Source organism: Curtobacterium sp. BRB10, from assembly GCF_031844325.1.
GTDB classification, from domain to species: domain Bacteria; phylum Actinomycetota; class Actinomycetes; order Actinomycetales; family Microbacteriaceae; genus Curtobacterium; species Curtobacterium poinsettiae_A.
Map to the genome: position 1 here is coordinate 431,798 of NZ_JAUZVA010000001.1, position 23,561 is coordinate 455,358.

At 72.8% G+C, this 23,561-nt stretch carries 30 protein-coding genes; 16 read left to right on the forward strand and 14 right to left on the reverse strand.

From position 1 onward, the window contains the following. Window positions 1-18: 18 nt before the first annotated feature. Genes Q9R26_RS02100 through Q9R26_RS02110 form a run of 3 tightly spaced genes read left to right on the forward strand, consistent with a single transcriptional unit; the run spans window position 19 to window position 3,358 of the window. Window positions 19-1,272 (forward strand): alanine--glyoxylate aminotransferase family protein, encoded by a 1,254-nt coding sequence (locus Q9R26_RS02100; RefSeq protein ID WP_110863478.1) that lies wholly within the window; start codon window positions 19-21, stop codon window positions 1,270-1,272. Beyond that, window positions 1,269-2,528 carry an allantoate amidohydrolase gene (locus tag Q9R26_RS02105; protein WP_311226430.1) on the forward strand — a complete coding sequence of 420 codons (1,260 nt, stop codon included), beginning with the start codon at window positions 1,269-1,271 and terminating at the stop codon, window positions 2,526-2,528. Before Q9R26_RS02100 ends, Q9R26_RS02105 begins: the two co-directional genes overlap by 4 nt. Next, window positions 2,525-3,358 (forward strand): MurR/RpiR family transcriptional regulator, encoded by an 834-nt coding sequence (locus tag Q9R26_RS02110; protein WP_111029315.1) that lies wholly within the window; start codon window positions 2,525-2,527, stop codon window positions 3,356-3,358. The genes Q9R26_RS02105 and Q9R26_RS02110 overlap by 4 nt, the downstream gene beginning before the upstream one ends. Here the strand turns inward: Q9R26_RS02110 and Q9R26_RS02115 are convergent. Beyond that, entirely contained in the window at window positions 3,325-3,834 is a 510-nt protein-coding gene (locus tag Q9R26_RS02115; RefSeq protein WP_311226431.1) for an SRPBCC family protein, read from the reverse strand. The genes Q9R26_RS02110 and Q9R26_RS02115 overlap by 34 nt on opposite strands. Next, entirely contained in the window at window positions 3,831-4,406 is a 576-nt protein-coding gene (locus Q9R26_RS02120; RefSeq protein ID WP_311226432.1) for a GNAT family protein, read from the reverse strand. Before Q9R26_RS02120 ends, Q9R26_RS02115 begins: the two co-directional genes overlap by 4 nt. A 43-nt stretch (window positions 4,407-4,449) precedes the next feature. Between Q9R26_RS02120 and Q9R26_RS02125 the strand changes: the two genes are divergently transcribed. The 3 genes from Q9R26_RS02125 (at window position 4,450) to epsC (ending at window position 7,270) form a co-directional block, all read left to right on the forward strand. Further along, a complete protein-coding gene (locus Q9R26_RS02125) occupies window positions 4,450-5,487 on the forward strand; it encodes a dipeptidase (RefSeq protein WP_311226433.1) in 1,038 nt (345 codons plus the stop codon). Window positions 5,488-5,750: 263 nt separating this feature from the next. After that, window positions 5,751-6,689: a cysteine synthase A gene (gene cysK, locus Q9R26_RS02130; RefSeq protein ID WP_111022171.1), complete on the forward strand. Its 939-nt coding sequence runs from the start codon at window positions 5,751-5,753 to the stop codon at window positions 6,687-6,689. Next, the gene (gene epsC / locus Q9R26_RS02135) at window positions 6,686-7,270 is read left to right on the forward strand and encodes a serine O-acetyltransferase EpsC (protein ID WP_311226434.1); all 585 of its coding nucleotides are present in this window, start codon (window positions 6,686-6,688) and stop codon (window positions 7,268-7,270) included. The genes cysK and epsC overlap by 4 nt, the downstream gene beginning before the upstream one ends. 134 nt (window positions 7,271-7,404) lie before the next feature. Here epsC and Q9R26_RS02140 read toward each other — a convergent pair whose 3' ends face one another. After that, a complete protein-coding gene (locus tag Q9R26_RS02140) occupies window positions 7,405-7,704 on the reverse strand; it encodes an excalibur calcium-binding domain-containing protein (RefSeq protein ID WP_311226435.1) in 300 nt (99 codons plus the stop codon). A gap of 141 nt (window positions 7,705-7,845) precedes the next feature. Here Q9R26_RS02140 and Q9R26_RS02145 point away from each other — a divergent pair, with 141 nt between their 5' ends. Then, window positions 7,846-8,229 (forward strand): MmcQ/YjbR family DNA-binding protein, encoded by a 384-nt coding sequence (locus Q9R26_RS02145; RefSeq protein ID WP_311226436.1) that lies wholly within the window; start codon window positions 7,846-7,848, stop codon window positions 8,227-8,229. 8 nt (window positions 8,230-8,237) lie between these two features. On the opposite strand, the gene Q9R26_RS02150 is transcribed toward Q9R26_RS02145, so the two are convergent. Then, window positions 8,238-8,729, reverse strand: coding sequence for a MarR family winged helix-turn-helix transcriptional regulator (locus Q9R26_RS02150; RefSeq protein ID WP_311226437.1), 492 nt, complete (start codon window positions 8,727-8,729; stop codon window positions 8,238-8,240). Between the two features lie 90 nt (window positions 8,730-8,819). Here Q9R26_RS02150 and Q9R26_RS02155 point away from each other — a divergent pair, with 90 nt between their 5' ends. Further along, a complete protein-coding gene (locus Q9R26_RS02155; RefSeq protein ID WP_311226438.1) occupies window positions 8,820-9,611 on the forward strand; it encodes an SDR family oxidoreductase in 792 nt (263 codons plus the stop codon). Here the strand turns inward: Q9R26_RS02155 and Q9R26_RS02160 are convergent. Further along, complete coding sequence (locus Q9R26_RS02160; RefSeq protein WP_311226439.1) at window positions 9,595-9,747, reverse strand: hypothetical protein; 153 nt, start codon at window positions 9,745-9,747, stop codon at window positions 9,595-9,597. The two genes, Q9R26_RS02155 and Q9R26_RS02160, sit on opposite strands and share 17 nt — an antisense overlap. Window positions 9,748-9,858: 111 nt before the next feature. Between Q9R26_RS02160 and Q9R26_RS02165 the strand changes: the two genes are divergently transcribed. The 4 genes from Q9R26_RS02165 to Q9R26_RS02180 are packed head-to-tail and all read left to right on the forward strand — an operon-like array spanning window position 9,859 to window position 11,524. Continuing rightward, window positions 9,859-10,008, forward strand: coding sequence for a hypothetical protein (locus tag Q9R26_RS02165; RefSeq protein WP_311226440.1), 150 nt, complete (start codon window positions 9,859-9,861; stop codon window positions 10,006-10,008). A gap of 9 nt (window positions 10,009-10,017) precedes the next feature. Beyond that, window positions 10,018-10,572, forward strand: a complete 555-nt coding sequence (locus tag Q9R26_RS02170) for an RNA polymerase sigma factor (RefSeq protein ID WP_182066098.1) — start codon at window positions 10,018-10,020, stop codon at window positions 10,570-10,572. Next, complete coding sequence (locus Q9R26_RS02175; RefSeq protein ID WP_182066099.1) at window positions 10,569-11,219, forward strand: hypothetical protein; 651 nt, start codon at window positions 10,569-10,571, stop codon at window positions 11,217-11,219. The genes Q9R26_RS02170 and Q9R26_RS02175 overlap by 4 nt, the downstream gene beginning before the upstream one ends. Further along, the gene (locus Q9R26_RS02180; RefSeq protein WP_311226441.1) at window positions 11,216-11,524 is read left to right on the forward strand and encodes a hypothetical protein; all 309 of its coding nucleotides are present in this window, start codon (window positions 11,216-11,218) and stop codon (window positions 11,522-11,524) included. Before Q9R26_RS02175 ends, Q9R26_RS02180 begins: the two co-directional genes overlap by 4 nt. Window positions 11,525-11,612: 88 nt before the next feature. Here Q9R26_RS02180 and Q9R26_RS02185 read toward each other — a convergent pair whose 3' ends face one another. The 7 genes from Q9R26_RS02185 to coaBC form a co-directional block, all read right to left on the reverse strand. Beyond that, window positions 11,613-12,485, reverse strand: coding sequence for a phospholipase (locus Q9R26_RS02185; protein WP_311226442.1), 873 nt, complete (start codon window positions 12,483-12,485; stop codon window positions 11,613-11,615). A 297-nt stretch (window positions 12,486-12,782) separates the two neighbouring features. Continuing rightward, window positions 12,783-13,238: a MarR family winged helix-turn-helix transcriptional regulator gene (locus Q9R26_RS02190; protein ID WP_138803909.1), complete on the reverse strand. Its 456-nt coding sequence runs from the start codon at window positions 13,236-13,238 to the stop codon at window positions 12,783-12,785. Window positions 13,239-13,414: 176 nt separating this feature from the next. Continuing rightward, window positions 13,415-14,065 (reverse strand): GntR family transcriptional regulator, encoded by a 651-nt coding sequence (locus Q9R26_RS02195; protein ID WP_182066102.1) that lies wholly within the window; start codon window positions 14,063-14,065, stop codon window positions 13,415-13,417. Window positions 14,066-14,242: 177 nt separating this feature from the next. Next, the gene (locus Q9R26_RS02200; protein ID WP_311226443.1) at window positions 14,243-14,710 is read right to left on the reverse strand and encodes a DUF1810 domain-containing protein; all 468 of its coding nucleotides are present in this window, start codon (window positions 14,708-14,710) and stop codon (window positions 14,243-14,245) included. Next, on the reverse strand, window positions 14,707-15,498 hold the full coding sequence (locus Q9R26_RS02205; protein WP_209133901.1) for a YqjF family protein: 792 nt from the start codon (window positions 15,496-15,498) through the stop codon (window positions 14,707-14,709). The genes Q9R26_RS02200 and Q9R26_RS02205 overlap by 4 nt, the downstream gene beginning before the upstream one ends. Next, the gene (locus tag Q9R26_RS02210; RefSeq protein ID WP_311226444.1) at window positions 15,495-15,893 is read right to left on the reverse strand and encodes a hypothetical protein; all 399 of its coding nucleotides are present in this window, start codon (window positions 15,891-15,893) and stop codon (window positions 15,495-15,497) included. Before Q9R26_RS02210 ends, Q9R26_RS02205 begins: the two co-directional genes overlap by 4 nt. A gap of 46 nt (window positions 15,894-15,939) precedes the next feature. Continuing rightward, entirely contained in the window at window positions 15,940-17,208 is a 1,269-nt protein-coding gene (gene coaBC / locus Q9R26_RS02215; RefSeq protein ID WP_311226575.1) for a bifunctional phosphopantothenoylcysteine decarboxylase/phosphopantothenate--cysteine ligase CoaBC, read from the reverse strand. 64 nt (window positions 17,209-17,272) lie between these two features. Here coaBC and Q9R26_RS02220 point away from each other — a divergent pair, with 64 nt between their 5' ends. Next, window positions 17,273-18,064: an NRDE family protein gene (locus tag Q9R26_RS02220; RefSeq protein WP_181438974.1), complete on the forward strand. Its 792-nt coding sequence runs from the start codon at window positions 17,273-17,275 to the stop codon at window positions 18,062-18,064. A 75-nt stretch (window positions 18,065-18,139) separates the two neighbouring features. Here Q9R26_RS02220 and Q9R26_RS02225 read toward each other — a convergent pair whose 3' ends face one another. Continuing rightward, complete coding sequence (locus Q9R26_RS02225) at window positions 18,140-19,078, reverse strand: SDR family oxidoreductase (protein WP_182066107.1); 939 nt, start codon at window positions 19,076-19,078, stop codon at window positions 18,140-18,142. A 113-nt stretch (window positions 19,079-19,191) separates the two neighbouring features. Here Q9R26_RS02225 and Q9R26_RS02230 point away from each other — a divergent pair, with 113 nt between their 5' ends. The 3 genes from Q9R26_RS02230 (at window position 19,192) to Q9R26_RS02240 (ending at window position 22,030) form a co-directional block, all read left to right on the forward strand. Next, on the forward strand, window positions 19,192-20,301 hold the full coding sequence (locus Q9R26_RS02230) for an LLM class flavin-dependent oxidoreductase (RefSeq protein ID WP_259362861.1): 1,110 nt from the start codon (window positions 19,192-19,194) through the stop codon (window positions 20,299-20,301). Window positions 20,302-20,506: 205 nt separating this feature from the next. Continuing rightward, on the forward strand, window positions 20,507-21,169 hold the full coding sequence (locus Q9R26_RS02235; RefSeq protein WP_071405092.1) for a hypothetical protein: 663 nt from the start codon (window positions 20,507-20,509) through the stop codon (window positions 21,167-21,169). Window positions 21,170-21,538: 369 nt separating this feature from the next. Then, window positions 21,539-22,030, forward strand: a complete 492-nt coding sequence (locus tag Q9R26_RS02240; protein WP_182066108.1) for a pyridoxamine 5'-phosphate oxidase family protein — start codon at window positions 21,539-21,541, stop codon at window positions 22,028-22,030. A gap of 123 nt (window positions 22,031-22,153) precedes the next feature. Here Q9R26_RS02240 and Q9R26_RS02245 read toward each other — a convergent pair whose 3' ends face one another. Continuing rightward, window positions 22,154-23,401, reverse strand: a complete 1,248-nt coding sequence (locus Q9R26_RS02245) for a hypothetical protein (RefSeq protein WP_311226445.1) — start codon at window positions 23,399-23,401, stop codon at window positions 22,154-22,156. Between the last annotated feature and the right edge of the window lie 160 nt (window positions 23,402-23,561).

A 23,561-nucleotide genomic window follows, 5' to 3' on the forward strand; every position in this document is an offset into this window, starting at 1 on the left:
GGAACGGAAGGAACCACCATGCTCCCAGTGAATCCACCCGCTCGTCTCCTCATGGGGCCCGGTCCGATCGACGCCGACCCGCGCGTGCTCCGTGCGCTGTCGACGCCGCTCGTCGGCCAGTACGACCCCTGGATGACCTCGACGATGAACGAGACGCAGGCGCTCTACCGCCGCGTGTTCGGCACCCGCAACGATGCGACGCTGCTCGTGGACGGCACCTCGCGCGCGGGGATCGAAGCGGTGCTGGTGTCGCTGCTCGCCCCGGGGGACCGCGTGCTCGTGCCGGTGTTCGGTCGGTTCGGGCACCTGCTCGCCGAGATCGCAGGCCGTGCCGGGGCCGAGGTCCACACCATCGAGACCGACTGGGGCCAGGTCTTCACACCGTCCGCCATCGAGTCGGCGATCGCCCGCGTCCGTCCGAAGGTGCTGGCGGTCGTGCAGGGCGACACCTCGACCACGATGAACCAGCCGCTCGACGAACTCGGTGCGATCTGCGAGCGGTACGGCGTCCTGCTCTACACCGACGCCACCGCGACGGTCGGCGGCAACCCGCTCGAGGTCGACGCCTGGGGGATCGACGCCGTGAGCGCCGGGCTGCAGAAGTGCCTCGGCGGCCCGTCCGGCAGCGCACCCGTCACGCTGTCGCCCAAGGCCGTGGCCGTGCTCGACGAGCGGCGGAGCGTCGAGGCCGGCATCCGCGAACCCGGTGACGACGTCGCCGACGAACCGATCCGCTCGAACTACCTCGACCTCGCGATGATCCTCGACTACTGGGGCCCCCGCCGCCTGAACCACCACACCGAGGCTGCTTCGATGCTCTACGCCGCGCACGAGTGCGCCCGCATCCTGCTCGAAGAAGGCCGCGACGCCGTCGTCGCCCGCCACGAGACCGCCGGGCGCGCGATGCTCGCCGGGGTGCAGGCCCTCGGGCTCCCGGTCTTCGGCGACGTCGCCCACAAGATGCACAACGTCGTCGCCGTCGAGATCCCGTCCGACGTCGTCGGCGACCAGGTGCGCGGCGCGATGCTCGACGACCACGGGATCGAGATCGGCACCTCGTTCGGGCCGCTGCACGGTCGGGTCTGGCGCATCGGCACGATGGGCTACAACGCCCGGAAGGACACCGTCGTCACGACCCTGGCCGCGCTCGAGCACACCCTGCGTCGGGCCGGGCACGCGGTCCCGCACGGCGGTGGTGTCGACGCCGCCCTCGACGTCTTCCGCGACGACACCGCAGCGGTCGCTCCCGCCGGGGCGGAGGTGCTCGCGTGAGCGCCGTGCCCGTCCTGAACGCGACCGCCGTGGGCACCGCCGACGCCGAACTCGTCGCCCGCTGGTGCGACGAGCTCGCCGCCCTCAGCGCCGAACCGTGCCGCATCACCCGCGTCTACCTGTCGCCCGAGCACGCCCGGGCGAACGCCCTCGTCGCGGGCTGGATGCAGGACGCCGGACTGTCCACCTGGCAGGACGCCGCCGGCAACCTGCACGGCCGGGCCGCGGGCGCGACGCCCGACGCCCCCGTGCTGCTGCTCGGCTCGCACCTGGACACCGTGGTGGACGCCGGACGGTACGACGGCGTCGTCGGGGTGCTCATGGCGATCCGCACGGTCGCCCGGCTCACCGCCGATGGTCCGCTGCCCGTCGCGCTCGAGGTCATCGCGTTCTCCGACGAAGAGGGCACGCGCTTCGGCAAGGCCCTGCTCGGGTCGTCCGCGGTGGCCGGGGTCTGGGACGACGCCTGGTGGGACCTGGCCGACGGTGACGGCGTCACGCTCCGGCAGGCCTTCACCGACTTCGGCCTCGACCCGGAGTGCGTCGGCGACGCCGCGGTCGACCCTTCGTCGGTGGTCGGCTACCTCGAGGCGCACATCGAGCAGGGGCCGCACCTCGAGCAGGCCGGGCAGGCCCTCGGGGTCGTCACGAGCATCGCGAGCGCCCGCCGGTTCTCGGTCGAGGCCGTGGGAGAGGCCCGACACGCCGGCGGCACCCCCTACGAGCGCCGGCACGACGCCCTGCTCGCCGCCGCCGAGGCCGCGCTCGCGGTGGAACGGATCTGCCGGGCATCGCACCAGGTCGGGACGGTCGGCACGATGACCGTCGAACCCGGAGCCGTCAACGTCGTCCCCGGGCTCGCACGGTTCTCCGTCGACCTGCGCGGCGAGTTCGACGACGAGCGGGACGAGGTCTGGGACGAACTCACCAAGGCCTTCACGCTCATCGGTGAACGGCGCGGGGTGAGCGTCACCCCGACCGAGGTGCACCGTGCGCCCGCGGTGTTCTGCTCGCCCCGGCTGATGGACGCCGTCCGCGCCGGGATCGTGTCGACGGGCGAGACCGCGCCCATGGAGCTGTTCTCGCGAGCCGGCCACGACGCGATGTCGCTCGGGCTCGTGACCGACGTGGCGATGCTGTTCCTCCGCAACCCCGACGGCATCAGTCACCACCCGGACGAGTTCGTGTCGACGCCGGACATCGCCCTCGGCCTCGACGCCCTGGCCGTCGCCGTCGACCGGGTGGCACGCGCATGAGCACCGCCGGCCCCGACGTCCGCGCCCGGATCGACTCCGTGTGGGAGCAGCTCTCGCCCGCCGAACGACGGGTCGCCGCCATGGTCCGCCACGACCCGGAACTCCTGCTCGTCGGCACCTCCGCCGAACTCGCGGCCGAGTCGGGGACCTCGAAGGCCACGGTCTCGCGACTCGTGCGGTCGCTGGGGTTCCAGGACGCCGCCGAGGTCCGGCAGAACCTGATGTCCGCACGGGGCTCGGGCCTGCCGTGGGTCGCCGAGGACGCCGCCCACGTCGATCAGCGCGCGGTCGAGGCGCGCAACCTCGACGCGGCCTTCGCATCCCTCGGCCGAGCGGACCGCCCGCGGCTGGCCCGTCGGATCGTCCGGGCCCGCCGGGTGCTCGTCCTCGGTGAACGCGGCGCGTACCCGATCGCGCTGCAGCTCCGGTCACAGCTGGCGCAGGTGCGGTCCGACGTCCGGGTCGGTCCGTCGCCCGGGCAGCGGCTCGGCGAAGAGGTCGCCGACCTCGACCGGCACGACCTCGTCGTCCTGGTGACCGTGCGTCGGCACACCGCCGGGGTCGAACGGATCGTCCGGCACTGCGTCGACTCCGGGGCGGACGTCATCGTCCTCGGTGACCCGACGGCCGCGGTCATCGCCGCTCCCGCCGCCACCGCGATCCTCTGCCCGGTCGACTCACCGTCGGCGTTCGACTCGATGGCCGCGTTGTTCGCCGTCGTCGCCGCGATCACGAACGACGTCTACGACGCCTCCGGTCCCGGTGGCCGGGTGCGGGTCGACGCCGTCGCCACCGCCTACGACGCGCTGGGGGAGCTCGCTGCGCCCTGATCGCCGTTGGACCCGGCGCGCAGCTCGGCACGCAGTTCGGCGTCGAGCGAGGCGTTGCGGTCGGCGATGAGCCGCGGCAGGTACCGGGCCAGCGCGAGCACCTCGGCCAGGCGGCCCAGGGGGCCGAGCGGTGCGCGGAACGTGATGGTGTCGACCATGCGCGTGCCTCCGGCCGACGGCTCGAATCGATGCTCGTGGTGGAACCGGGCGAACGGCCCACGCACCTGTTCGTCGACGAACCGGTGGGGCGCCTCCAGGGCGGTGATCCTGCTCGTCATCTGCCAGACGATCCCGAAGTGCCGCGCACGCCAGGTGACGGTCTCGCCCAGGCCGATCATGCCGGCCGTCGTGCCGGCGACGGCGCGTTCGTCGGTCGCGGCCATCGACCGCTCGTGCGCGCCGATGTCGAGCGACAGCGCGAAGGCGCGCTCCGGCGGGACCGGCAGGTCCGTCACGACCCGGAACGAGACGGTCACGACGTCGGCCAGACCGTCGAGGCGGACCGATCGTCGTCGTGCAACGCTGCGGCGAGCAACTGGTCGTGCCGGCTGCCGCGGTGCAGCACGCTCGACCGCGTGCGTCCTTCGAACCGAAGACCGAGCCGCTGTGCGACCGCGGCCGACGCGGTGTTCGTGGCGATCGCGCGCCACTGCACCCGGACGAGACCGAGTCCCTCGGGCGGACCGGCGAAGGCCCACTGCAGCACGCGCTCGGCGGCCTCGGTCATGATGCCGGAGCCCCGACCGTCCGGGTGCACGGCGTACCCGATCTCGGCGGCCCCGTCGGCGAAGGCGAACAGGCCGACCGTGCCGAGCAGCCGGAGGTCGTCCGCGCGCCGGATGCCGAACTCGTACCGGGTGTCCGCGGCCCATCCGGCACCGACGACGTCCGAGATCCAGTACCGCGCCTCGGCGTGCCCGTACGGCACCGGCACCGGGGTGGACGCGATGACGTCGGGGTCGTTGGCGTAGGCCACCACGTCGTCGGCGTCGCCGAGCTCGGGGACCGAGAGCACCAGTCGCTCGGTGCGGAGGGTGACGGGTTGCACGGTTCGAGCCTAGCCACGAGGGCGCGGGCGGTAGCGTCGGGGGATGACGTTCGACGCGCTCCCGTTCCCGGTCATCGACGGCCACAACGACCTGCCCTGGGAGCGCCGTGACAGCCACGACTCCGGCGTCGAGGGCATCGACACCGAGACCGACTCACTGCACACCGACATCCCGAAGCTCCGTGCCGGCGGCGTCGTCGGGCAGTTCTGGTCGGTGTTCGTGCCCGCGGACGACCCGGACCCCGTGACGACGACGCTGCAGCAGGTCGACCTCGCACACCGGATCATCGAGCGCTACCCCGACGACCTCGCGCTCGCCCGCACCGCCGCCGAGGTCCGTACCGCCGTCGACTCCGACCGGATCGCGTCGCTGCTCGGCGCCGAGGGCGGGCACTCGATCGGTGACGACCTCGCGGTCCTCCGCACCCTCGCGCGGCTCGGCGTCCGCTACATGACGCTCACCCACAACGACGACACCCCCTGGGCCGACTCCGCGACCGGAGAACGGGCACACGGCGGCCTGACCGACCGCGGGCGGCAGGTCGTCGCCGAGATGGAGCGGATCGGCATGCTCGTCGACCTCTCCCACACCGCACCGGCCACCATGCGGGACACGCTCGACGTGGCGACCCGGCCCGTCGTGTTCAGCCACTCGTCGACCGTCACGATCGACGACCACCCGCGGAACGTGCCTGACGACGTCCTCGCCCGGTTGGCCGACAACGGCGGCGTCGTGATGATCACCTTCGTGCCGAAGTTCGTGTCGCGGGCGTGGGCGGACTGGGAGGAGTCGGGGATGTCCGGCGAACCGCCCCTGGTCACGGTGTCGGACGTCGCCGACCACGTCGAGCACGCCCGTTACGTCGCCGGTGTCGCGCACCTCGGCCTCGGCGGTGACTACGACGGCACCCCGGTGCTGCCGCCGGACCTGCGGGACGTGTCGCGGTACCCGGTGCTCGCGGCGGAGCTCGTCCGGCGCGGCTGGGGTGAGTCGGACCTGCGGGCGTTGGCCGGAGGCAACGTGCTGCGGGTGCTGGAGGCGACCGACGAGCGGTTCGCCCGGACGGCGTTCGTGCGCTGACGCGGTGGGGCGAACGCCTCGGAAGCGACTCTCCTCGGCGCCGGTCGTCCTCGCCCCCCCCCGCGACAGCGACAGAATGCCGTCGATCTTCCGCGGGTGTCTGTCGCTCTCGCAGTCCGGGAACCGGGTCTGGAGGCGCGACTCGCGTCCGAGCGCATGCGCCGTCACGGACAGGACCGACCGGGGTCCGGTCGCTAGGATCGGGCGCACACCGCGCCTCCAGGAAGAGCGATGCGCGACCTGAGCTGCGAAGGACGGACCGGATGAGCGGCACCATCTACGAGAACATCTCCCAGGCGTTCGGCAACACCCCCCTCGTCAAGCTGAACCGGCTGCCGAAGGCAGGCGGGGCCGAGGTGCTCGCGAAGCTCGAGTTCTACAACCCGGGTGCCAGCGTCAAGGATCGTCTCGGCGTCGCGATCATCGACGCGGCCGAGGCCTCCGGCGCGCTGCAGCCCGGTGGCACCATCGTCGAGGGCTCGTCCGGGAACACCGGCATCGCCCTCGCGCTGGTCGGTGCCGCCCGTGGGTACCGGGTCGTCATCACCATGCCCGAGACCATGAGCGTCGAGCGCCGTGCGGTCATCCGCGCGTACGGGGCCGAGATCGTCCTGACCCCCGGGCCCGAGGGCATGAAGGGTGCGGTCGCGAAGGCCGAGTCGATCGTCGCGGAGACCCCCGGCGCGATCCTCGCCCACCAGTTCGAGACGGCCGCGAACGCCGAGATCCACCGGAAGACCACGGCGGAGGAGATCCTCCGCGACACCGAGGAGCACGTCGACGTGTTCGTCGCGGGCGTCGGCACCGGCGGCACGATCACCGGTGTCGGGCAGGTGCTCAAGGAGCGCGTGCCCGGCGTGCAGATCGTCGCCGTCGAGCCGAAGGACTCGCCCCTGCTCACCGAGGGCAAGGCCGGTCCGCACAAGATCCAGGGCATCGGCGCGAACTTCGTGCCCGAGGTCCTCGACCAGAGCGTCATCGACGAGGTGTTCGACGTCGAGCTCGACGACGCGCTGCGCGTTGCCCGTGCCCTGGCGACGCAGGAGGGCATCCTTTCGGGCATCTCGTCCGGCGCGATCATCCACGCGGCCCTCGAGATCGCCGCACGCCCCGAGAACGCCGGCAAGCGGATCGTCGCCATCGTGTGCGACACGGGAGAGCGCTACCTGTCGACGGTGCTCTTCGAGGGGCTCACTGCGTGAGTCGTCCCCTCCGACGAGGCGTGCTGCGGACCATCCGGGAGGACCTGTCCGCAGCACGCCGCGGTGACCCCGCTGCCCGGGGCGACCTGGAGAACGCGATCGTCTACTCGGGTCTGCACGCCATCTGGACCTACCGCGTGACCCATCGTCTCTGGAACGCGCAGGGGCTGCCCGGGTCCCGGTTCGCGGCCCGCCTGCTCGGGCAGGTCGCACGGTCGGTCACCGGCATCGAGATCCACCCCGGCGCGCGCATCGGCCGTCGGTTCTTCATCGACCACGGCATGGGTGTCGTCATCGGGGAAACCGCGGTCATCGGCGACGACGTGCTCGTGTTCCACGGCGTCACCCTGGGCGGACGCGGCGGAGACCACGGGCCGGGAGCCCGACGGCACCCGGTGGTGGGAGACCGCGTGGTGCTCGGCGCCGGGTCGTCCTTGATCGGGGCGATCACGATCGGTCCGGACTCCGTCGTCGGCGCCAACACGGTCGTCACGAAGGACGTGCCGGCGGGGTCGGTCGTCACGGGCGTCGCCGGGACTCCGCGTCCCCGGTCCGGGCACGAGGGCGTCCCGACGCTCTGAGCGTCCCGCGCCGCGCCGCGCCGGGCGCGCACTGCGCACGCAAAGACACCGGTGTTCGCGCATCACACCGCGGTCTGCGGGTGTTCAGGACGCGAACACCGGTGTCTTGCCGGTGTCACCGCGCAGTGGGAGCGTCAGCTCTTCTCGCAGGCGATGCCGTCCTTGTCGCGGTCGAGCTTGCTGTTCGCCTTGTACAGGGCGTCGTCCTTCTTCACCGTGCCCTTGAGCGCACGGTAGGTGGTCTTGCCGCCGGAGACGACCTTGTTCTTCGTGACGGACTTCTTGGCGATGCCGCCGGAGTACACCTTGTGCACCGCGGTGCAGTTGGCGTAGGACTTCGGCGCGGCCTGCGCGGTCGAGGTCCCGCCGACGACGACGGCGGTCGCGAGGACGGCGGTGGCGGCGGCGATGCCGAGGGTACGGATGATGCGCACGGGTTCCCCCTGGAACTGGTGGTGGTCGCACGAGCGACCGCCGCGTCGGGTGCGCGGCGTGGTGATCCTACGACGTGATCGTCACGCACGACCTGCCCCCGAACGGGGTGCGCTGTCGGCGGCCTGCGGCATCCTGGACGCATGGACGGCGAGCAGCTGCACGAGATCGCGAGCCGCACGGCGCTCGCGCTGCCGGCGGCCGTCGAGACCCAGCCGTTCGGCGAGGGCTCGGTGGTCTACAAGGTCGTCGGCAAGATGTTCGTGATGGTGACCGAGGTGCGTGGGACCCCGATCGTGAACCTCAAGTGCGCGCCGCCGCACGGGGCAGCGCTGGTGCGCGACCACGACGAGATCACGCCCGGGTGGCACATGAACAAGCGGCACTGGATCACGCTGACGCCGGGTGTCGGCATCGACCAGACCCTGGTCGAGGACCTCGTGGCGAACGCCTACGACCTGGTGGTCGCAGGGATGCCCGCGGCGAAGCGTCCGCTCGACCCGTCGAGGGGCGTGCTGCCGGGCTGAGTCGGGCCTCAGCGGTGCGATCGGCCCGACGGCGATGACGGAGTCCACCCGTCTGAGCCCAGCTCGGCCGAGACGCGACGGGCGATCTGACCGAGCACCTCTGCCTGACCAGGGGCGAGGGCGCCGAAGACGACCCGGTCGACGAGAGCCCGATGTGCCGGGGTCGCCTGGGCGACGCGCTCGTGCCCGGCCGTGGTCAGCACGGCCAGCGTGAACCGACCGTCGTCCGGATCGACGGCCCGCACGGCCCAGTGCTTCGCCTCGAGCCGCGACACCGCCCGTGACAGTCGCGAGAGCGTGCAACTCGCGTAGCCGGCCAGCACGCTCATGCGCAGACGTCGTTCCGGGGCGGTGTCGAGCGCGTAGAGCACGCCGTACTCGAAGTGGGTCAACCCGCTGTCCCGGAGCAGTTGTGCGTCGAGGGCTGCCGGGAGACGTTCCAACAGGGTGGCCACCGACGCCCACGTCTCGAGTTCCGTCGCGTTCCACGAGGCTGCCATCGACCCAGCGTACCCCGATGACTTGCCCAAGCAAGCATCGAGCAGTAGCGTGACTTGCTCAAGCAAGTCACTCGATCGGAACGGGTACCCATGGACCTCCAGCTCGCCGGCAGATCGGCGTTCATCAGCGGATCGACGCAGGGCATCGGGTACGCCGTCGCCGACGCGCTGTCGGCCGAGCGTGTCGAAGTCGTGGTGAACGGACGCGACACGACCCGTGTCCGGCATGCGGTCGAGCGCCTCCGGGCCGCGCACCCCGGCTCGGAACCGCGGGGCATCGTCGCGGACTTCGCCGACACGGATGCCGTCGAGCAGCTGCTGTCGACGGTCGGCGACGTCGACATCCTCGTGAACAACGTCGGCTTGTTCGGGCTCGCGGAGTTCGAACAGGTCACGGACGACGACTGGAGGGAGTACTTCGAGGTCAACGTGATGAGTGCCGTGCGACTGTCACGCCATCTCCTCGCCCCGATGCTCGACCGCGGGTGGGGTCGCATCATCGCGGTCGGCAGCGAGTCCGGCGTGAACGTCCCGGCGGACATGGTCCACTACGGCGTGACGAAGGCCGCGCTCATCGCCCTCGGCAACGGGTTGGCGAAGCGGACACGAGGGACCGGTGTGACCGTCAACACCGTGCTCGGCGGTCCCACGTACTCCGAGGGCGTCGCCACCGCGATCAGGTCCATCGCGGCCGAACGCTCCGTACCCGTCGCAGCGATGCGTGACGCGGTCATCGGGCAGAACCAGACGACGTTGCTCGAACGGTTCCTCGAGCCGGAGGAGATCGCCGACGTCGTCCTGTGGCTCGCCAGCCCCCGGGCTTCCGCGACGAACGGTGCAGCGGTGCGCGCGGACGGCGGCGTCCTCACTGCGATGCTGTAGCGCCCGCCGCGACCTTCGACGGGTCGTGGACGACCTTCGGCGCCAGCCGTTCCCCCGACTCGAGCACGGCCCGCGCACGATCGGGCGCCAGGTCGCCGGAGATCTCGCCGATGGTCCCGCCGTGCCTCGCGACCACGGTGATCGGACCCGGAGCGCACCGGGACCGTCCGGGTCGCCTCTCGACGTCCTGTGTGACGAAACCGGTGCGACCCACGTCCCATCGTCGACCACACCACGAGGAGTCGACATGACCCGCACCGTCGCAGTCCCCAGGAACGCCCCCGCGCACGTGCTCGCCCTGGCGCCGGTCCGGTCGCTCACCGCCCGGCCGGTCGGACCGCTCAAGGTCGTTCCGGATCACCGGCGCACCCAGCCGTTCACCATCCACCACCAGTAGAAGGAACGCGTGCACCACCAGTCCCTCGCCGAGCTCGACGACGCGGTCCTCGCCGGCCGGTCGTCCGACGGCGACGTCCGGGCCTTCGAGGTCCTGATCCGTCGCCACACCCCGCTGCTCCGCGCCTACGCCCGTCGGACCCTCGGTTCCACCGACGAACTCGACGACGTCGTGCAGGAGACCTTCATCACCGCGTGGGACCGCCTCGACTCCCTCGAGGACCTCGCGCGCGTGAAGTCGTGGTTGATGCGCATCCTGAGCCGGAAGTGCCTCGACCGGATCCGCGCGCGGCGTGTCCACGACGACGTCACCGAGCTCGAGGTCGCCGCGCCGGCAGATGACGCACCCGACCGGGTCGCCGAGGCGCGCTCGCGCGAGGACGCGGCCGAGCGTGCGCTGGCCGAACTGCCCGAAGCCCAACGACGGTGCTGGATCATGAAGGAGGTGCTCGAGTACCGGTACGACGAGATCGCCGCCGAACTCGACCTGCCGCCCTCGACGGTCCGGGGACTGCTGTCCCGAGCGAGGAAGAACATGATCCGACTCATGGAGGGATGGCGATGACCGACCACGACGGCATCCGGCCGGACCTGCCCGACAGCCCCGAAGCACTCGACGCCCTCGAACCCGGTGACCTGGACGGCCACTCGATCGACGAGCTCACCGACTACCTCGACGCCGGCATGCAGCCGGCGGACCCGAGCATCGACGACTCGCCCGCTTGCCAGAACGCCCTGGCCGCGATCATCCGCGTCCGGCACGCGTCGCTGCGCTCGCTCGAGGCGGCCGCACGCGACGAGGCCCCGGCCGACGAGTCCTGGATCAGCGGCGTCCTGGCGAACATCTCGATCGAGTCCCGCTCCGGGCGCGACGTCCCCCTCCGCCCCCAGTCCGAGACCGAGCGCCCCGTGATGACCGAGGGCGCTATCCGTTCCCTCATCCGGCGCACCGGTGACGAGGTCCCCGGCGTGCTCGTGGCCCGCTGCCACCTCGACGGTGACGTCACCGAACTCGCGTCCCCGATCCGGGTCGTCGTCGAGATCGCGATCGCGTCCGGCCCGTCGATCCCCGCGACCGCCGAGTTGGTCCGCGCCGCCGTGGCCGGCACCCTGGCCGAGCAGACCGACCTGCTCGTCGAGGCGATCGACGTCGTCGTCCGCGACCTGTTGCCGGACCCCGAGCCCGGCACCGACCCCGAGGGGGCCCGATGAGCACCACCGAGGAGACCCTCGCCGAGATCGAGGCCGCCGTCCTCGAGGTCCCCGGGGTCACTGACCTGTACCGCTCCCGACCGACGGTCGCGAGCGCCGTGCAGGCGGTCCGCAGCATCGCCACGAGCACCGGACCGCTCCGGATCGTCGTCGATGACGACGCCCTGCGCGTCGTCATCGGCACGGACGGCTTCCGCCCGGCCCCCGAGGTCGCGCGCTCCGTCCACGACGTCGCCCTGGCGACCGCCGCGGCACGCGGCCTGGCGCTCAGCCGCGTCGACGTGCGCGTCGCGCGGGTGGGCTGACCGCGACCACGAAACGGACGGGAGGCCCGTGGCGGATCCGCCACGGGCCTCCCGTCCGTCTGCCGGTCGCCGTCGCGACCCGCGCCGATCAGTAGAAGTTGTTCGCCTGCGAGTGCGCCCACGCCGCGCACGGGGTGCCGTACGCCGAGCTGATGTACTGCAGGCCCCAGGTGATCTGCGTGGTGGCGTTGGTGCGCCAGTCCGCGGCGATCGTGGCCATCTTCGAGCCGGGGAGCGCCTGCGGGATGCCGGTCGCGCCGCCGTTCGCGTTGACGGCCTGGTAGTTCCAGCCCGACTCCTTGGTCCACAGGTTGTCGAGGCACTGGAACTGGTCGGCACCCCAGCCGTACTCCGACGACGCGAGCGAGCTCGCCGTGGCCTTGGCACCGGCGACGGTGTTGCCGGCGGCGAGCTTCCGAGCCGCCTCGGCGGCCTCGGCGGCCGCCTGCCGCTCGGCTGCGGCCTTCGCTGCGGCCGCGGCCTTCGCGTCGACGTCCCGCTTGTCCTGCGTGGCGCTGGCCTGCGCGACGTCGGTGGCCGACGCGACCGTCGTCGAGATCCGGTTCGTCAGCGCAGCGCCGGACAGGTCCGGGTAGTCGCTCAGGGCGTCGACGCGCTGTTCGAGTGCCGAGGTGTCGACCTTGTCGTTCGCGGTCTGCATGACGGTCTTCGCCGTGGTGATCGTGGCGGCGGCCTGGGCACGGTCGAGCGCGGTGCCGCGCAGGGCGGGCTCCGCGGTCGCCGAGGCGCTCGCGGTGCCGGTCGGCATGCCGAGGGCTTCGCCGATGGCGGGCTGCGTGCCGACGGTCAGGGCGCCTCCGGCGACGGCGAGGACCGCCGCTCCGCCGGCGATCAGCGTCGCGCGGTGCCGCAGGGCCCGGCGCATCCGGCGGGTGGGGGTGTTCAGGGCCTCACGTCGGGTCGGGGCGGTGGTGGTGGGGAGCTCAGGGGTGTGTCGCATCGGTTCCGCGGGTCGGCGGCTCGGTGGGGGAGGGACTCATGCTCGCGCGACCGAAGCCGTGCTGGCACGTCGGAGGCTGACGGTGTCGGTGACACCGTCGGCGACGACGAGGAGTCCTCGAGCCGGTGAGGACCGGACGGTGGTGTGGGGCCCGTCCGTCCGCCGGGGCAGCCGTGGGGTGGCCGCGGTCAGGCGGAGCCGACACCATGACCGGTCAGACTGGGCAGCGCGTCCAGGAACGCTGGCAGAACGGTCCGTCCACCGCTTGGTAACGGTTCGGTAACGGTCGTTCGGCGACTAGAAGGTGTGAGGTTCCTGGGCGTGCTCGCCCTGCGCGACACGCTCGAGCGCCGCCAGGGCCCCGGCGATCGCCTGGACGTCCGACTCGTCGAGCTCGGCGATGAGACCGGCGACGATCCCGGTGCGGTTCGCGCGGGCCTGCTCGACCGCCTCGATGCCCTCCGGCGTGGCCGTCACCATGAACGCCCGGCCGTCGCGCGGGTCTGCCTCGCGCTGGATGAAGCCGCGCTGCTCGAGCTCGGTCAGGATGCGCGTCATCGTGGGCTTCGTCACCACTTCGATCCGCGACAGGTCGCCGGGCCGCAGGGGTCCGTGCCGCTGGATCGACGCGAGCGCCGACACGATGCCGTACCCGAGCGAGGCCGAGTCGGTGCGGGCCCGTCGGTTGATCCGACCGACGGCGGCGGCCAGGCGTGCGGCGACCTCGGTACGGTCCGTCGGGCGGGGGTTCATGTGCTGCTCCGGGTGCCTGGTTCAGGTGGTCGCCAGCGATGCTATCGGTCCGCGCGGCCCCGGGACTGGGAGCGTCAGGCGCGTGGTCGGGTCACCGCCCGGAAGGCCCGCCGGACTTCGACCGCCCGCCTCGCGTCGGCGAGACGGGCGGTTCCTGTACGCGGGTACAGGTGGACTCAGTGCTTCTCGCCGGGCAGCTGGTGGATCGCCTCGGTCGCGAGCTCGGCCGCGACGTTGTCGCCGGACTCGGTCGCCGCCCGGAGGCGCCGGAAGTCCTCGGTCATCCGGTCCCAGTCGACGAGCTCGTCGAGGTTCGGCAGGCGCAACCGGAACGCCAGGCCGTCCATGGTGTCGCGGCAGACGCGCTGCAGGTTCTCGTTGCCGCACTCGGCGACGTACAGGGCGAAGACGTCGAGGGCGTCGTGGTTGACGGCGGCGACCTCGTGCGCCTCGAGCTCGGTGATCGTCTTGTCGAGCTGCGCGAGGATCTTCTTCCGGGCCGCCGAACCGAGGCGCGGGACCGCGAGCCGGACCACGCCGCCGAACAGCACGCCGAGGGTCTGCATCGCCTCGATGACCTCGGCGGGGTCCGGCGTGGTGACGCGGGTGTACCGGTTCGGTGCCATCTCGATCAGGCCGGCGCGCGACAGCTGGCTCAGGGCCTCGCGGATGGGTGTCCGGGAGACGCCGAGCCAGGCGATGAGCTCGTCGTCGTTCAGGCGTTCACCCGGCAGGAGCGTGCCGTCCATGATCGCGTCGTGGATCTTGTGGCGGACGGTGTCACGGAGCAGCTGGTGCTCGGTCGGGGCGCTGCGGGGGACCGGCATGCGTTCTCCTTCGGGGGCGGTGGCGTCGGGACGCCGGGCGAACGGGCACGGTCGGCATCGCTCGTGCTCGCATCACCGTACCTGATATGACAACGGCGTTCCGATCGGCTCAGCGCGTGTCAGTGTCGACGTTCAGATGCCGGTGACACGCGTCGCGCGTTGCGTGCGTCGCGTGCGTCACTCGCGTCCCGAGCGCTCGCCGAGCAGGCGGAGCGTGGCCGGGTCCTCGGCGCCCTCGTACCAGCGGTCGAGCACGGCGACGAACGGCCGCCGGTCGGCTGCGATCCGGACGAAGAGCGTCATCGACGACCGGAGCTTCACCGCGTCGACGCCCCCGAGCAGGGCGTCGGCGGAGCGGGCGGGGGCTGCCGCCACGACCTCGGTGGCCGTGGGCAGTCGGGACCCGAGCACCGGGTGTGCCAGGTGGGCACGGGCTTCGTCCGCGCCGGTGATCGCGTAGCGCACGGCCGTGGCGCTCCGCCCCAGGCCGGCCAGCTGCGGGAACACGAACCACATCCAGTGCGACGACTTCCGGCCGCGGCGGAGTTCGTCGAGCGCAACGTCGTGCACGCCCTGCTGGGCACGGACGAAGCGGTCGAGGTCGAACGGGTCGTCGGCCTGTGCGTGGGGCCGTGCGTCCGTCACCGGACCACCCCGCCCCAGCCGTACCGGACGGTCGTGCCGTCGACCACGAGCAGCGAGTCCGGGGCCCGGTCGAACAACCCCGGCATGCCGACGGCGTCGGGCAGGTCGCCCTCGAGTCGGTCGAGCGTGGCCGAACGGGTGGTGAGCACCGGGTGCTGCCGCTGCCAGAACAGGGTCTGCGCCAGGTACCGCGCGTGGATGCCGGTGCGGGTGGTGAGCTCGGCGGCCAGCGGTGTGTCGACGACCTCGCCGGCGGTCACCCGCACCGAAGCCGCGTGCTTCGGCCGCGCCGCACCGGTCGGGCGTTCCTGCCGGAGCGACCGCGCCCACCGCACCGGGTGCAGCGCGCGGGCCGGGTGCCGGACGGACCGGTGCGCCACCGCGTCGCCGCGGCGACGGGAACGTGCGTGCGCGAACGTGTACGGCACACCGAGCAGTGCGTGCGCGGCCACGATGGCGGGCACGTTCGCGGTGTCGACCGTGCGGTAGGTCACCCCGCGACGTCCCTGGTCGTCCACCGTGAGCACCTCGATCGTGACCTCGGTCATGGTGCCGAGCCGCCCGGCGGACGGGAACGGCGGCACCCGGGTCTCCCGGAACACGTACGCCGACAGCCCCACCCAGGCGCTGCCGTCGACGACGTCCGGACGGGTCCCACGGGGGACGAGCCGCTGCAGCGACGCCGGGTCGTGCCGCCAGTGCGCGAACACGATGTCCTCCCAGGCGTGCTGGGTGACCGGTCGGTGCAGCAACGGCACCGCCGCGCGGGTCCACGACGGCTGGGTCACGGCTTCGGTGCGTGCCGACCGACGCGCACGCCCCACAGCACCAACGGGGCCTGCAGCGGGAGCCGCAGCACCGAGACCAGCCGCATCGCCCGGCTCGAGCGAGGGTGGTCGAGCAGGTCGTTCGCCATCTTCACGTTGGCCGGGAACACCGCGGCGAACAGCGCCGCGGCGGCCCACCCCGAAACACGGCGGGTCGCGGGGAACGCGAGCCCGGCGGCGATGCCGAGCTCGGCCGCGCCGGAGGCCAGCGTGGTCAGCCGCGGGGGCAGCGCGTCGGGCACGATCCGGTCGTACCCGCGGGGGCGCAGGAAGTGCGTGACACCGGCCGTGCCGAGGATCACCGCCAGGAGGGTGGCCGTGCGGTTCGCACGTCGGACCCGTTCACGTCGTCGCATGCGCCCCATCGTGCTCGCCGGTCCTCGGAACCAGGTCAGTGCCGGTTCACGTGAGGGCGGTCGCGACGAGGTCGAGGACCGCCGTCGCCACCTCGGCCTTCGTGCCGGAGGTCTCGCGGACCACCTCGCCACCGGGCACCAGGACCTCGATCGCGTTCTCCTCGCGCTCGAAGCCGGCCGACCAGCCGACGTGGTTCACGACGAGCAGGTCCGCGGGCTTCCGGCTGATCTTGGCGCGCCCGAGCTCGATCCGCGCGTCGCGGTCGGGTTCGGTCTCGGCGGCGAACCCGACGATGATCTGCCCCGTCCGACGTGCCGCCACGAGGTCGGCGAGCACGTCCGGGTTCCGCACCAGCTCGAGCGTCATGCGCTCGCCCTGCGCGTCCTTCTTGAGCTTCTCGGTGAGCACCTCGGCCGGACGGTAGTCGGCGACGGCGGCGGTCATCACGACGACGTCGGCTGCTGCTGCGGCGGTGTGCACGGCCTCGGCGAGTTCGAGCGCCGACCCGACGGGCACCAGGGTCGCGTCCAGCCCGGCGGTCAACGAGCCCTCCACGTTCGCGGCGACGAGGGTCACGGACGCACCCCGACGGACCGCGTCGGCGGCGATCGCGATGCCCTGCCGGCCGCTCGAGCGGTTGCCGACGAACCGCACCGGGTCGAAGGGCTCGCGGGTGCCGCCCGCGCTGACGACGACGCGGACGCCCGCGAGGTCGCCCAGCTCACCGCGGGCCCCGGTGCTGGCCGCGGCGCCGGTGTCCGCACTGCGGCGGCCGGCCGGTGCGGGGTGCTGGTCGAGCACGGCGAGCGCGGCGGCGACGATGTCCTCGGGCTCCGCCATCCGACCGATGCCCGCGTCGTCGCCGGTGAGTGCACCGACGACCGGGCCGACCATGTGGACGCCGCGGTCGCGCAGCGCGGCGACGTTCGCACGGGTCGCGGGGTGCTCCCACATCTGCGGGTGCATCGCGGGGGCGACCACGACTGGTGCCTCGGTGGCGAGCAGCGTCGTGCCGAGCAGGTCGCTCGCCAGGCCGTGCGCCATCCGGGCCAGCGAGTCCGCGGTGGCGGGTGCGATGACGACCAGGTCCGCCCGGCGACCGAGCGCGACGTGGCGCACCTCGGCGACGTCGTCCCACACGCTCGTGGTGACGGGGTTGCGGCTGAGGGCCTCGAGCGTCGGCAGTCCGACGAAGCGCAGGGCGCCCTCGGTCGGGACGACGTGCACGTCGTGCCCGCGCTTGACGAGGTCGCGCACGACCCCGACGGCCTTGTAGGCGGCGATGCCCCCGGTGATCCCCACGATGACGGTCAGGGCGCGCTCTGCTGCTGCGTTCACCTGGCTCACGCTACCGGGGCCACGTGCGAGGATCGACGGCATGTGCACCGTCGTCGTCCGCGTCGACCCCGGGTCCGCGTGGCCCGTCACCGTGCTCGCCCTGCGGGACGAGTCGCCCGAACGCCCGTGGGACCCGCCCGCTGCCTGGTGGCCGGACCGGGACCCGGACCTCCGTGGTGTCCGTGACCGGTCCGCCGGTGGTGCGTGGCTCGCCGCGTCCGACCGAGCCGGCCTGGCCGTGGTGCTCAACCGCGCCGAACCCGTGACGAGCGTCGACGGCACGTGGACGACCCGTGGCGTGGTCCCGGTGGACGCCGTCGCCGACGACCTGCTGCCCGGACACGACGGCACCCTGCCGACGACGCGGGCCTTCAACCTGGTGCGCGCCACGGCCGAGGGCGCCTCGGTGCTGACCTGGGACGGCGAACAGGTCCGTACCACCGACCTGGGTCCCGGCGTCCACATGGTCACGCACGGTGCGGCCGACGATCCCGCGGCGCCGCGCATCGGTCGGTGGCTCGAGGCCTTCCGTGCCGTCGATGCCCCGTCCGGCCCGCCGGTGCTCGGCCCGTTCGACGAACTCCGCACCGTGGACTCCGGTGGCGACGCCGGGGACGGCTGGGGCGGCTGGTTCGGCGTGCTGGCGGAGTCCGCAGCGCTGCCGAGCGATCACCCCGATGCGATCCTCCGCGACGTGCACGAGGCCGAGGGCCACATGACGACCCTGTCGATCGTCGCCGCGGCGATCGCGCCGGGCCGCACCGTCCTGCAGCACGCCCGCCTGACCGAACCCGGTCGGCTGGACGGGTCGGTGGAGCTGCACCGCGCCTGACGCTGGCGACGCGACGGACTCGCCCCGGGCCTCCCGGCCGCGCCCCGCGCCCCGCGCACCGCGCCCGCGTCCCGGCTAGAGCGGCGGGCGCGTCCCGGTGAGGTCCTCGGCGACGGCCCAGAGGGAGCGGGCGAGGTCGGCGCTCCGCGCGGACCCGGGGATCGACACCGTGGTCGTCGGCCCGGTCATGCCGAACGGACCGGAGGGGCCGTAGTACGCGCCGCCCACGGCGTTCGGCCCGACCGCCGCGTACAGCAGCGGCTCGGTGCCCTGCTCGACGGCCTGGGTGAAGGGCAGCGCGCGGTTGCTCGACCGTACCGGCTTCGACCGACCGAGCGATCGTCCCGCGGCCTGCAGGTTGGTCCGCGTGTAGCCGGGGTGTGCGGCGGTGCTGACCAGGGGCACGTCGGCCTCGACCGTCAGGCGGTGCAGGTGCAGTGCGAGGAGCAGGTCGGCGAGCTTCGACTGCGCGTAGGCGCGCCAACCGTTGTAGCCGCGCTCCCACTGCAGGTCGGCGAAGCGGATCCGACCGGGGATCGCGGCGAGGCTCGACATGGTGACGACCCGCGGAGCCTGGGCCACAGGGCCGTCGGCGAGGGGCGCTCGGGCGCGCAGCAGCGACGGCAGCAGCAGGTTCGTCAGGGCGAACGGGCCGAGGAAGTTCGTGCCGAACTGCAGCTCGAAGCCGTCGACGGTCTCGAAGCGCTCCGGCGGGGCCATCACACCGGCGTTGTTGACGAGGACGTCGATCGGACGTTCCTCGTCGACGATGCCGCTGGCGAAGCGTCGGACGCTCGCCAGGTCGGCGAGGTCGAGTTCGCGGACCTCCACGTCGGCTGCGGGGTGGGCGGCCCGGATGCCGGCGGCTGCGGTCTCGCCCTTCTCGGTGCTGCGGACGGCGAGCACGACGCTGGCGCCGGCTCCGGCGAGGCGCAGGGCGGCCTCCCGTCCGGTGCCGCTGTTGGACCCGGTGACGACGATGCGGCGTCCGGTCTGGTCGGGAAGGTTCGGCATGCGGGTGACCGTACTCGTCCGGGCTGGTCGACCCTGGCCGCCGACCCCGTGCGTGCTCGTCGCCGTCGTGCTATGTTTATGCAAACGCATGGAAGTGCGACCAGGAGGACACCATGAGCAACGCATTCGGCACCGATCGTCCCTCGGACGTCCCGCCGCCCGCACCCGAGCGGATCGGGCCGCTGCAGCTCGGCCTCGACACCTTCGGTGACGTCACCGAGCGCGCCGACGGCAGCCTGCAGTCCGACGCGCAGAGCATCCGCGACGTCGTCGACCAGGCCGTCCTCGCCGACCAGGTCGGCGTCGACTTCATCGGCGTCGGGGAACACCACCGCGCCGACTTCGTCGTGAGCGCCCCCGAGGTCGTCCTCGCCGCGATCGCCGCCCGCACCGAGCGCATCCGGATGGGCTCGGCGGTCACCGTGCTGTCCTCCGACGACCCCGTCCGTGTCTACGAGCGCTTCGCAACCGTCGACGCCCTGTCGAACGGTCGCGCCGAGGTCATCCTGGGTCGTGGCTCCTTCACCGAGTCGTTCCCCCTGTTCGGCTACGAGCTGAGCGACTACGAGGTCCTGTTCGAGGAGAAGCTCCAGCTCTGGGCGGCCCTGCGCGGCGGCGACGCCGTCACCTGGTCCGGCACGAAGCGCGCGGGTCTGGTCGACCAGGACGTCTTCCCGAAGCTCGAGCACGGCGCCATCCCGACGTGGATCGGCGTCGGCGGCTCGCCGCAGTCGGTCATCCGTGCCGCGTCGTACGGCCTCCCGCTGTTCCTCGCCATCATCGGCGGACAGCCGGCCCAGTTCGCCCCGTTCTCCCGCCTGTACCGCCAGGCCCTCGCGCAGCTCGACCTGCCGCAGCAGCCCATCGCGATGCACTCGCCCGGCTTCGTGGCGGCCACCGACGAAGAGGCCGCCGAGCGCTACTGGCCCTACCACAAGGCCGTCACCGACCAGCTCGGCCGGGAGCGCGGCTGGCCACCCCTCGACGTCGCCGGGTACCGCGCGAGCCTGTCGGCCGGTGGGTCGCTCTACGTCGGGTCGCCGGAGACCGTCGCCCGCAAGGTCGCACGCAACATGCGGATCCTCGGCGCCTCGCGCTTCGACATGCGGTACGCCACGGGTCGCCTGCCGCACGCCGACATGATGCGCTCGATCGAGCTCTACGGCACCGAGGTCGCACCCCGCGTGCGCGAGCTGCTGGCGCAGCCCGTCCCCGTCGCCTGACGGACGCGGGTCCGGTCGGGTCCGGTCCGGTCGGGTCCGCAAAACACCGGTGTTCCCGCTCCGCACCACCCTTCGCGGGTGTTCGGAGCGTGGACACCGGTGTTCTGCGTCCAGGTTCCGGTCCGTGCGGCGCGCGGGCAGCGGCCGGGAGGCCCGGGGCGGCCGCCGAGATCGGCTCACGGGGGCCGCGGGTACGGTCCAGGGCATGTCGTCACGCCCCGACCACGCCTCCGGTCCCGCTGCTGGTCACGCCTCCGACTCCGTCGTCGAACGCCGGTTCCGCGGCCGGATCATGGGCGTCGGCACCACCTCGGGCGTCCGGATCGTCGTCGGGATGTGGGACCGCTCGCCGTTCGGGCCGTTCACGGACGTGTTCCTCGAACTCCCCGACGGCACCAGCGTGCTGCTCGCGCCCGACGAGATCGTCGCCGCGTACGTCTCCGGCACCTACCGCTTCGACACCGTCTCGGTCGTCGACGTCCGCGCCCGCCGCACCGCCAGCGGCCTCGAGCTGTCCGCCGGGGCACTGCAGGCCTCGATCGACGTCGGCGGCATCTCGCCGCTCGGCCGGATCCTGCGCATCGTCCCGAAGCCGATCGCCCGCGACCCGCGCTGGCTCGCCGCGATCGACCCCGTGGCACGGCTGCTCGCGCCGGGGTCCGGCACGGCAGGGTCGGCCGGGAACGGTCGCCGCGAGTACTACGGCGTGACCGGGGCGCACGACGTCACCGGGGTGCGGGGGACGTGGGCGGGGGAGCCGCTCGGGGACCTGGCGCCGCTCGACCCGCCCGTGGCGTTCGGCTTCGCCTCGATGCCGAAGATCCCGCAGGTCGTCGACGTCGAGACCACCATCCGCGAACCCGCCTGACCTCGGCCTCCCTGGAGTCGATTCCGTGCGGGCGCATGTTCCGACGATCCGCGCGTCGATCGACTCGTGTCCGGTCGCTCGATGCACACGCATCCGGTGCGTGTGCATGCAACGACGTTCCACCTGTCGATCGACGCGTGTGGTGTCGGTCCCTGCACACGCATGCACGGCTCGGAGGCCGGCGCGCCTGCCGGGCGGGGGCGGCGTGGCGGGCGTGCACCGGGCCTCCAGGCAGACCGTGACCCGGCCACGTCGACGCGCCGGGCTGACGCGTCCGGCGCCGGAGGGGCACACTGGTCGGAACGGTACGGCCCCGTGCACCGACGGTCGCACGTCGGCGGAGCGGGGCGCATGACGCAAAGGAGCACCATGACCGACACACAGACGGACCAGCGCGCCGCCATCTCGGACATCGTCCACGGCGCCCACACGGCACTGCTCACCACGGTGAGCGAGGACGGGAACCTGCACGCCAGGCCCCTCGCGGTGCAGGACAAGGCGTTCCACGGGACCCTGCGGTTCCTGGTGCAGGACGGCAGCGAGAAGGTCGAGGACATCGCGCGGAACCCGCACGTCAACGTCTCGATCGAGTCGCAGGGCGGGTACCTGTCCATCGCCGGGACCGCGACCGTGACCCGGGACGACTCGGTCGTCGACGAGCTGTGGTCCCCGTTCGCCGAGGCCTGGTTCCCCGAGGGCCGTCAGGACCCGTCGATCCGGCTGCTGACGGTCGAGGGGGTCTCGGTCGAGTACTGGACCCAGGACACCGGGCCGGTCGGCAGTCTGGTGCAGATGTTCAAGGCGGCGCTCGGCAAGCAGAGCCAGCCGGACACCGGCGACCACGGCACGATCGAGCTCTGAGGCGAGACGCCTGACGCGCGACACGGCGCCGTCGTCCTGTCCGGACGGCGGCGTCGTGTCGGGGCGCGGTGCGCGGCGCGCGGCGCGCGGTGCCGCCGCCTGCGAGGGCTGCGTGTCAGTCGCTCACGGCGGGCCGAGCAGCCACAGCACCGCGACCAGCACCGGCTGCCCGGCCAACGCGGCCGTCACGAAGGTCCACCGCATCCAGGGCTTCGCGACCAGCTCGGGCGACCCGAACAGCGGCGCGAGCGGCATGAGCAGCCGCGGGGTCGAGGCCATCGGCAGCGACACCGCGAAGATGTACAGCGCGTACGCGGCCGAGTACAGCACCGTCGTGGGCCCGAGCCGCAGCGTCGACCGGCGGAGCAGCCAGATCGGGTACGTGACGAGCAGGAACACCACGATCAGGATCCCGCCCACGCCGAGCCAGCGACCCGCGATCAGGAACCACGGCGTCAGCGGCACGAAGTCCACCCGGCCGATGAAGTTCACCCACCAGGACATCTCGGTCTCCAGGTAGGCGTTCGGCGTCCCGGTGGCGTGCGAGGCGATCACCGGCCAGGCGAGCCCGGCGAGGACCATGGTCAGGCCCGCAGCGACGACCCGGAGCTGCTCGCGGAGCGGGAAGGCCTCGAGCACCCGGCCGGTCTCCCGCCGCGCACGCACCCACCGCACGAGTGCGACGACGCCGAGCACGAGCGGGATCGCCAGGGCACCGGGGCGGGTGAAGGCAGCGGCGACACCGAGCGCCGTCAGGAGCCCGTAGCGCCGACGCTCCAGGGCGAGCAGCGCCCCGAACGACAGCGCGAGGAACATGCTCTCCGCGTACCCGACCTGCAGCAGGAACGACAGCGGACCGCAGCTGAAGAAGAAGACCGCCCACATCGCGGCGGCGTGCCCGGCGCGGTCCAGCACCAGGCGGTGCAGCAGGTAGGTGGCGAGCAGCCCGGCGACGATCGCGACGAGCGGGGCGCCGAGTTCGAACGGCACCCCGGTGGAGGCGGTCAGCGCCCGGATCGTGAAGGGGAACGCCGGCAGGAAGGCCCAGGCGTTCTGCGCGACGTTGCCGGCGGCGTCGAGCGGCAGCGCATCGGGGTAGCCGTGCAGCGAGATCTGCTCGTAGTACTGCCCGTCCCACGCGACCAGGAACGCACCGAACCCGTGCTCGTTGCCCCAGATCGCGTTGCCCGGCAGTGCACGACCGGTGAGCGGGTACGCGAGCGCGAGCCACAGGGTCGACAGGACCCGGCCGCCCGTCCAGACGAGCAGGACCGCCGCCCACGCCGGCAGGGAGGCCACGGTGTCCAGCACACGTCGTCGACCGCTGGCCGTGCCCGCGGCGACCACACCGGCGCTGTCGGTGCGGCTCACGCGCGAGTTCCTCGGCGTTCGGGTGGTCGGGTCGGCACCCGGCCAGGGTAGTCGGCCCGAGCATGAGGATCGCACGGAACCGCGCCTGGAGGCCCGTCCCGCGTCGTGCTGGCCGCGTCGCGCCCGGTGGGCGGCCGGTGCGGCGTCCGGTGGGTGGTCG

Bases quoted from the DNA above. Each gene is read 5' to 3' on its own strand.
- Q9R26_RS02100 (WP_110863478.1), top strand. From the start codon at position 19: ATGCTCCCAGTGAATCCACCCGCTCGTCTCCTCATGGGGCCCGGTCCG.
- Q9R26_RS02110 (WP_111029315.1), top strand. From the start codon at position 2,525: ATGAGCACCGCCGGCCCCGACGTCCGCGCCCGGATCGACTCCGTGTGG.
- Q9R26_RS02125 (WP_311226433.1), top strand. From the start codon at position 4,450: ATGACGTTCGACGCGCTCCCGTTCCCGGTCATCGACGGCCACAACGAC.
- cysK (WP_111022171.1), top strand. From the start codon at position 5,751: ATGAGCGGCACCATCTACGAGAACATCTCCCAGGCGTTCGGCAACACC.
- Q9R26_RS02145 (WP_311226436.1), top strand. From the start codon at position 7,846: ATGGACGGCGAGCAGCTGCACGAGATCGCGAGCCGCACGGCGCTCGCG.
- Q9R26_RS02150 (WP_311226437.1), bottom strand. From the start codon at position 8,729: ATGGCAGCCTCGTGGAACGCGACGGAACTCGAGACGTGGGCGTCGGTG.
- Q9R26_RS02155 (WP_311226438.1), top strand. From the start codon at position 8,820: ATGGACCTCCAGCTCGCCGGCAGATCGGCGTTCATCAGCGGATCGACG.
- Q9R26_RS02165 (WP_311226440.1), top strand. From the start codon at position 9,859: ATGACCCGCACCGTCGCAGTCCCCAGGAACGCCCCCGCGCACGTGCTC.
- Q9R26_RS02175 (WP_182066099.1), top strand. From the start codon at position 10,569: ATGACCGACCACGACGGCATCCGGCCGGACCTGCCCGACAGCCCCGAA.
- Q9R26_RS02180 (WP_311226441.1), top strand. From the start codon at position 11,216: ATGAGCACCACCGAGGAGACCCTCGCCGAGATCGAGGCCGCCGTCCTC.
- Q9R26_RS02185 (WP_311226442.1), bottom strand. From the start codon at position 12,485: ATGCGACACACCCCTGAGCTCCCCACCACCACCGCCCCGACCCGACGT.
- Q9R26_RS02190 (WP_138803909.1), bottom strand. From the start codon at position 13,238: ATGAACCCCCGCCCGACGGACCGTACCGAGGTCGCCGCACGCCTGGCC.
- Q9R26_RS02195 (WP_182066102.1), bottom strand. From the start codon at position 14,065: ATGCCGGTCCCCCGCAGCGCCCCGACCGAGCACCAGCTGCTCCGTGAC.
- Q9R26_RS02210 (WP_311226444.1), bottom strand. From the start codon at position 15,893: ATGCGACGACGTGAACGGGTCCGACGTGCGAACCGCACGGCCACCCTC.
- Q9R26_RS02220 (WP_181438974.1), top strand. From the start codon at position 17,273: ATGTGCACCGTCGTCGTCCGCGTCGACCCCGGGTCCGCGTGGCCCGTC.
- Q9R26_RS02225 (WP_182066107.1), bottom strand. From the start codon at position 19,078: ATGCCGAACCTTCCCGACCAGACCGGACGCCGCATCGTCGTCACCGGG.
- Q9R26_RS02230 (WP_259362861.1), top strand. From the start codon at position 19,192: ATGAGCAACGCATTCGGCACCGATCGTCCCTCGGACGTCCCGCCGCCC.
- Q9R26_RS02235 (WP_071405092.1), top strand. From the start codon at position 20,507: ATGTCGTCACGCCCCGACCACGCCTCCGGTCCCGCTGCTGGTCACGCC.
- Q9R26_RS02240 (WP_182066108.1), top strand. From the start codon at position 21,539: ATGACCGACACACAGACGGACCAGCGCGCCGCCATCTCGGACATCGTC.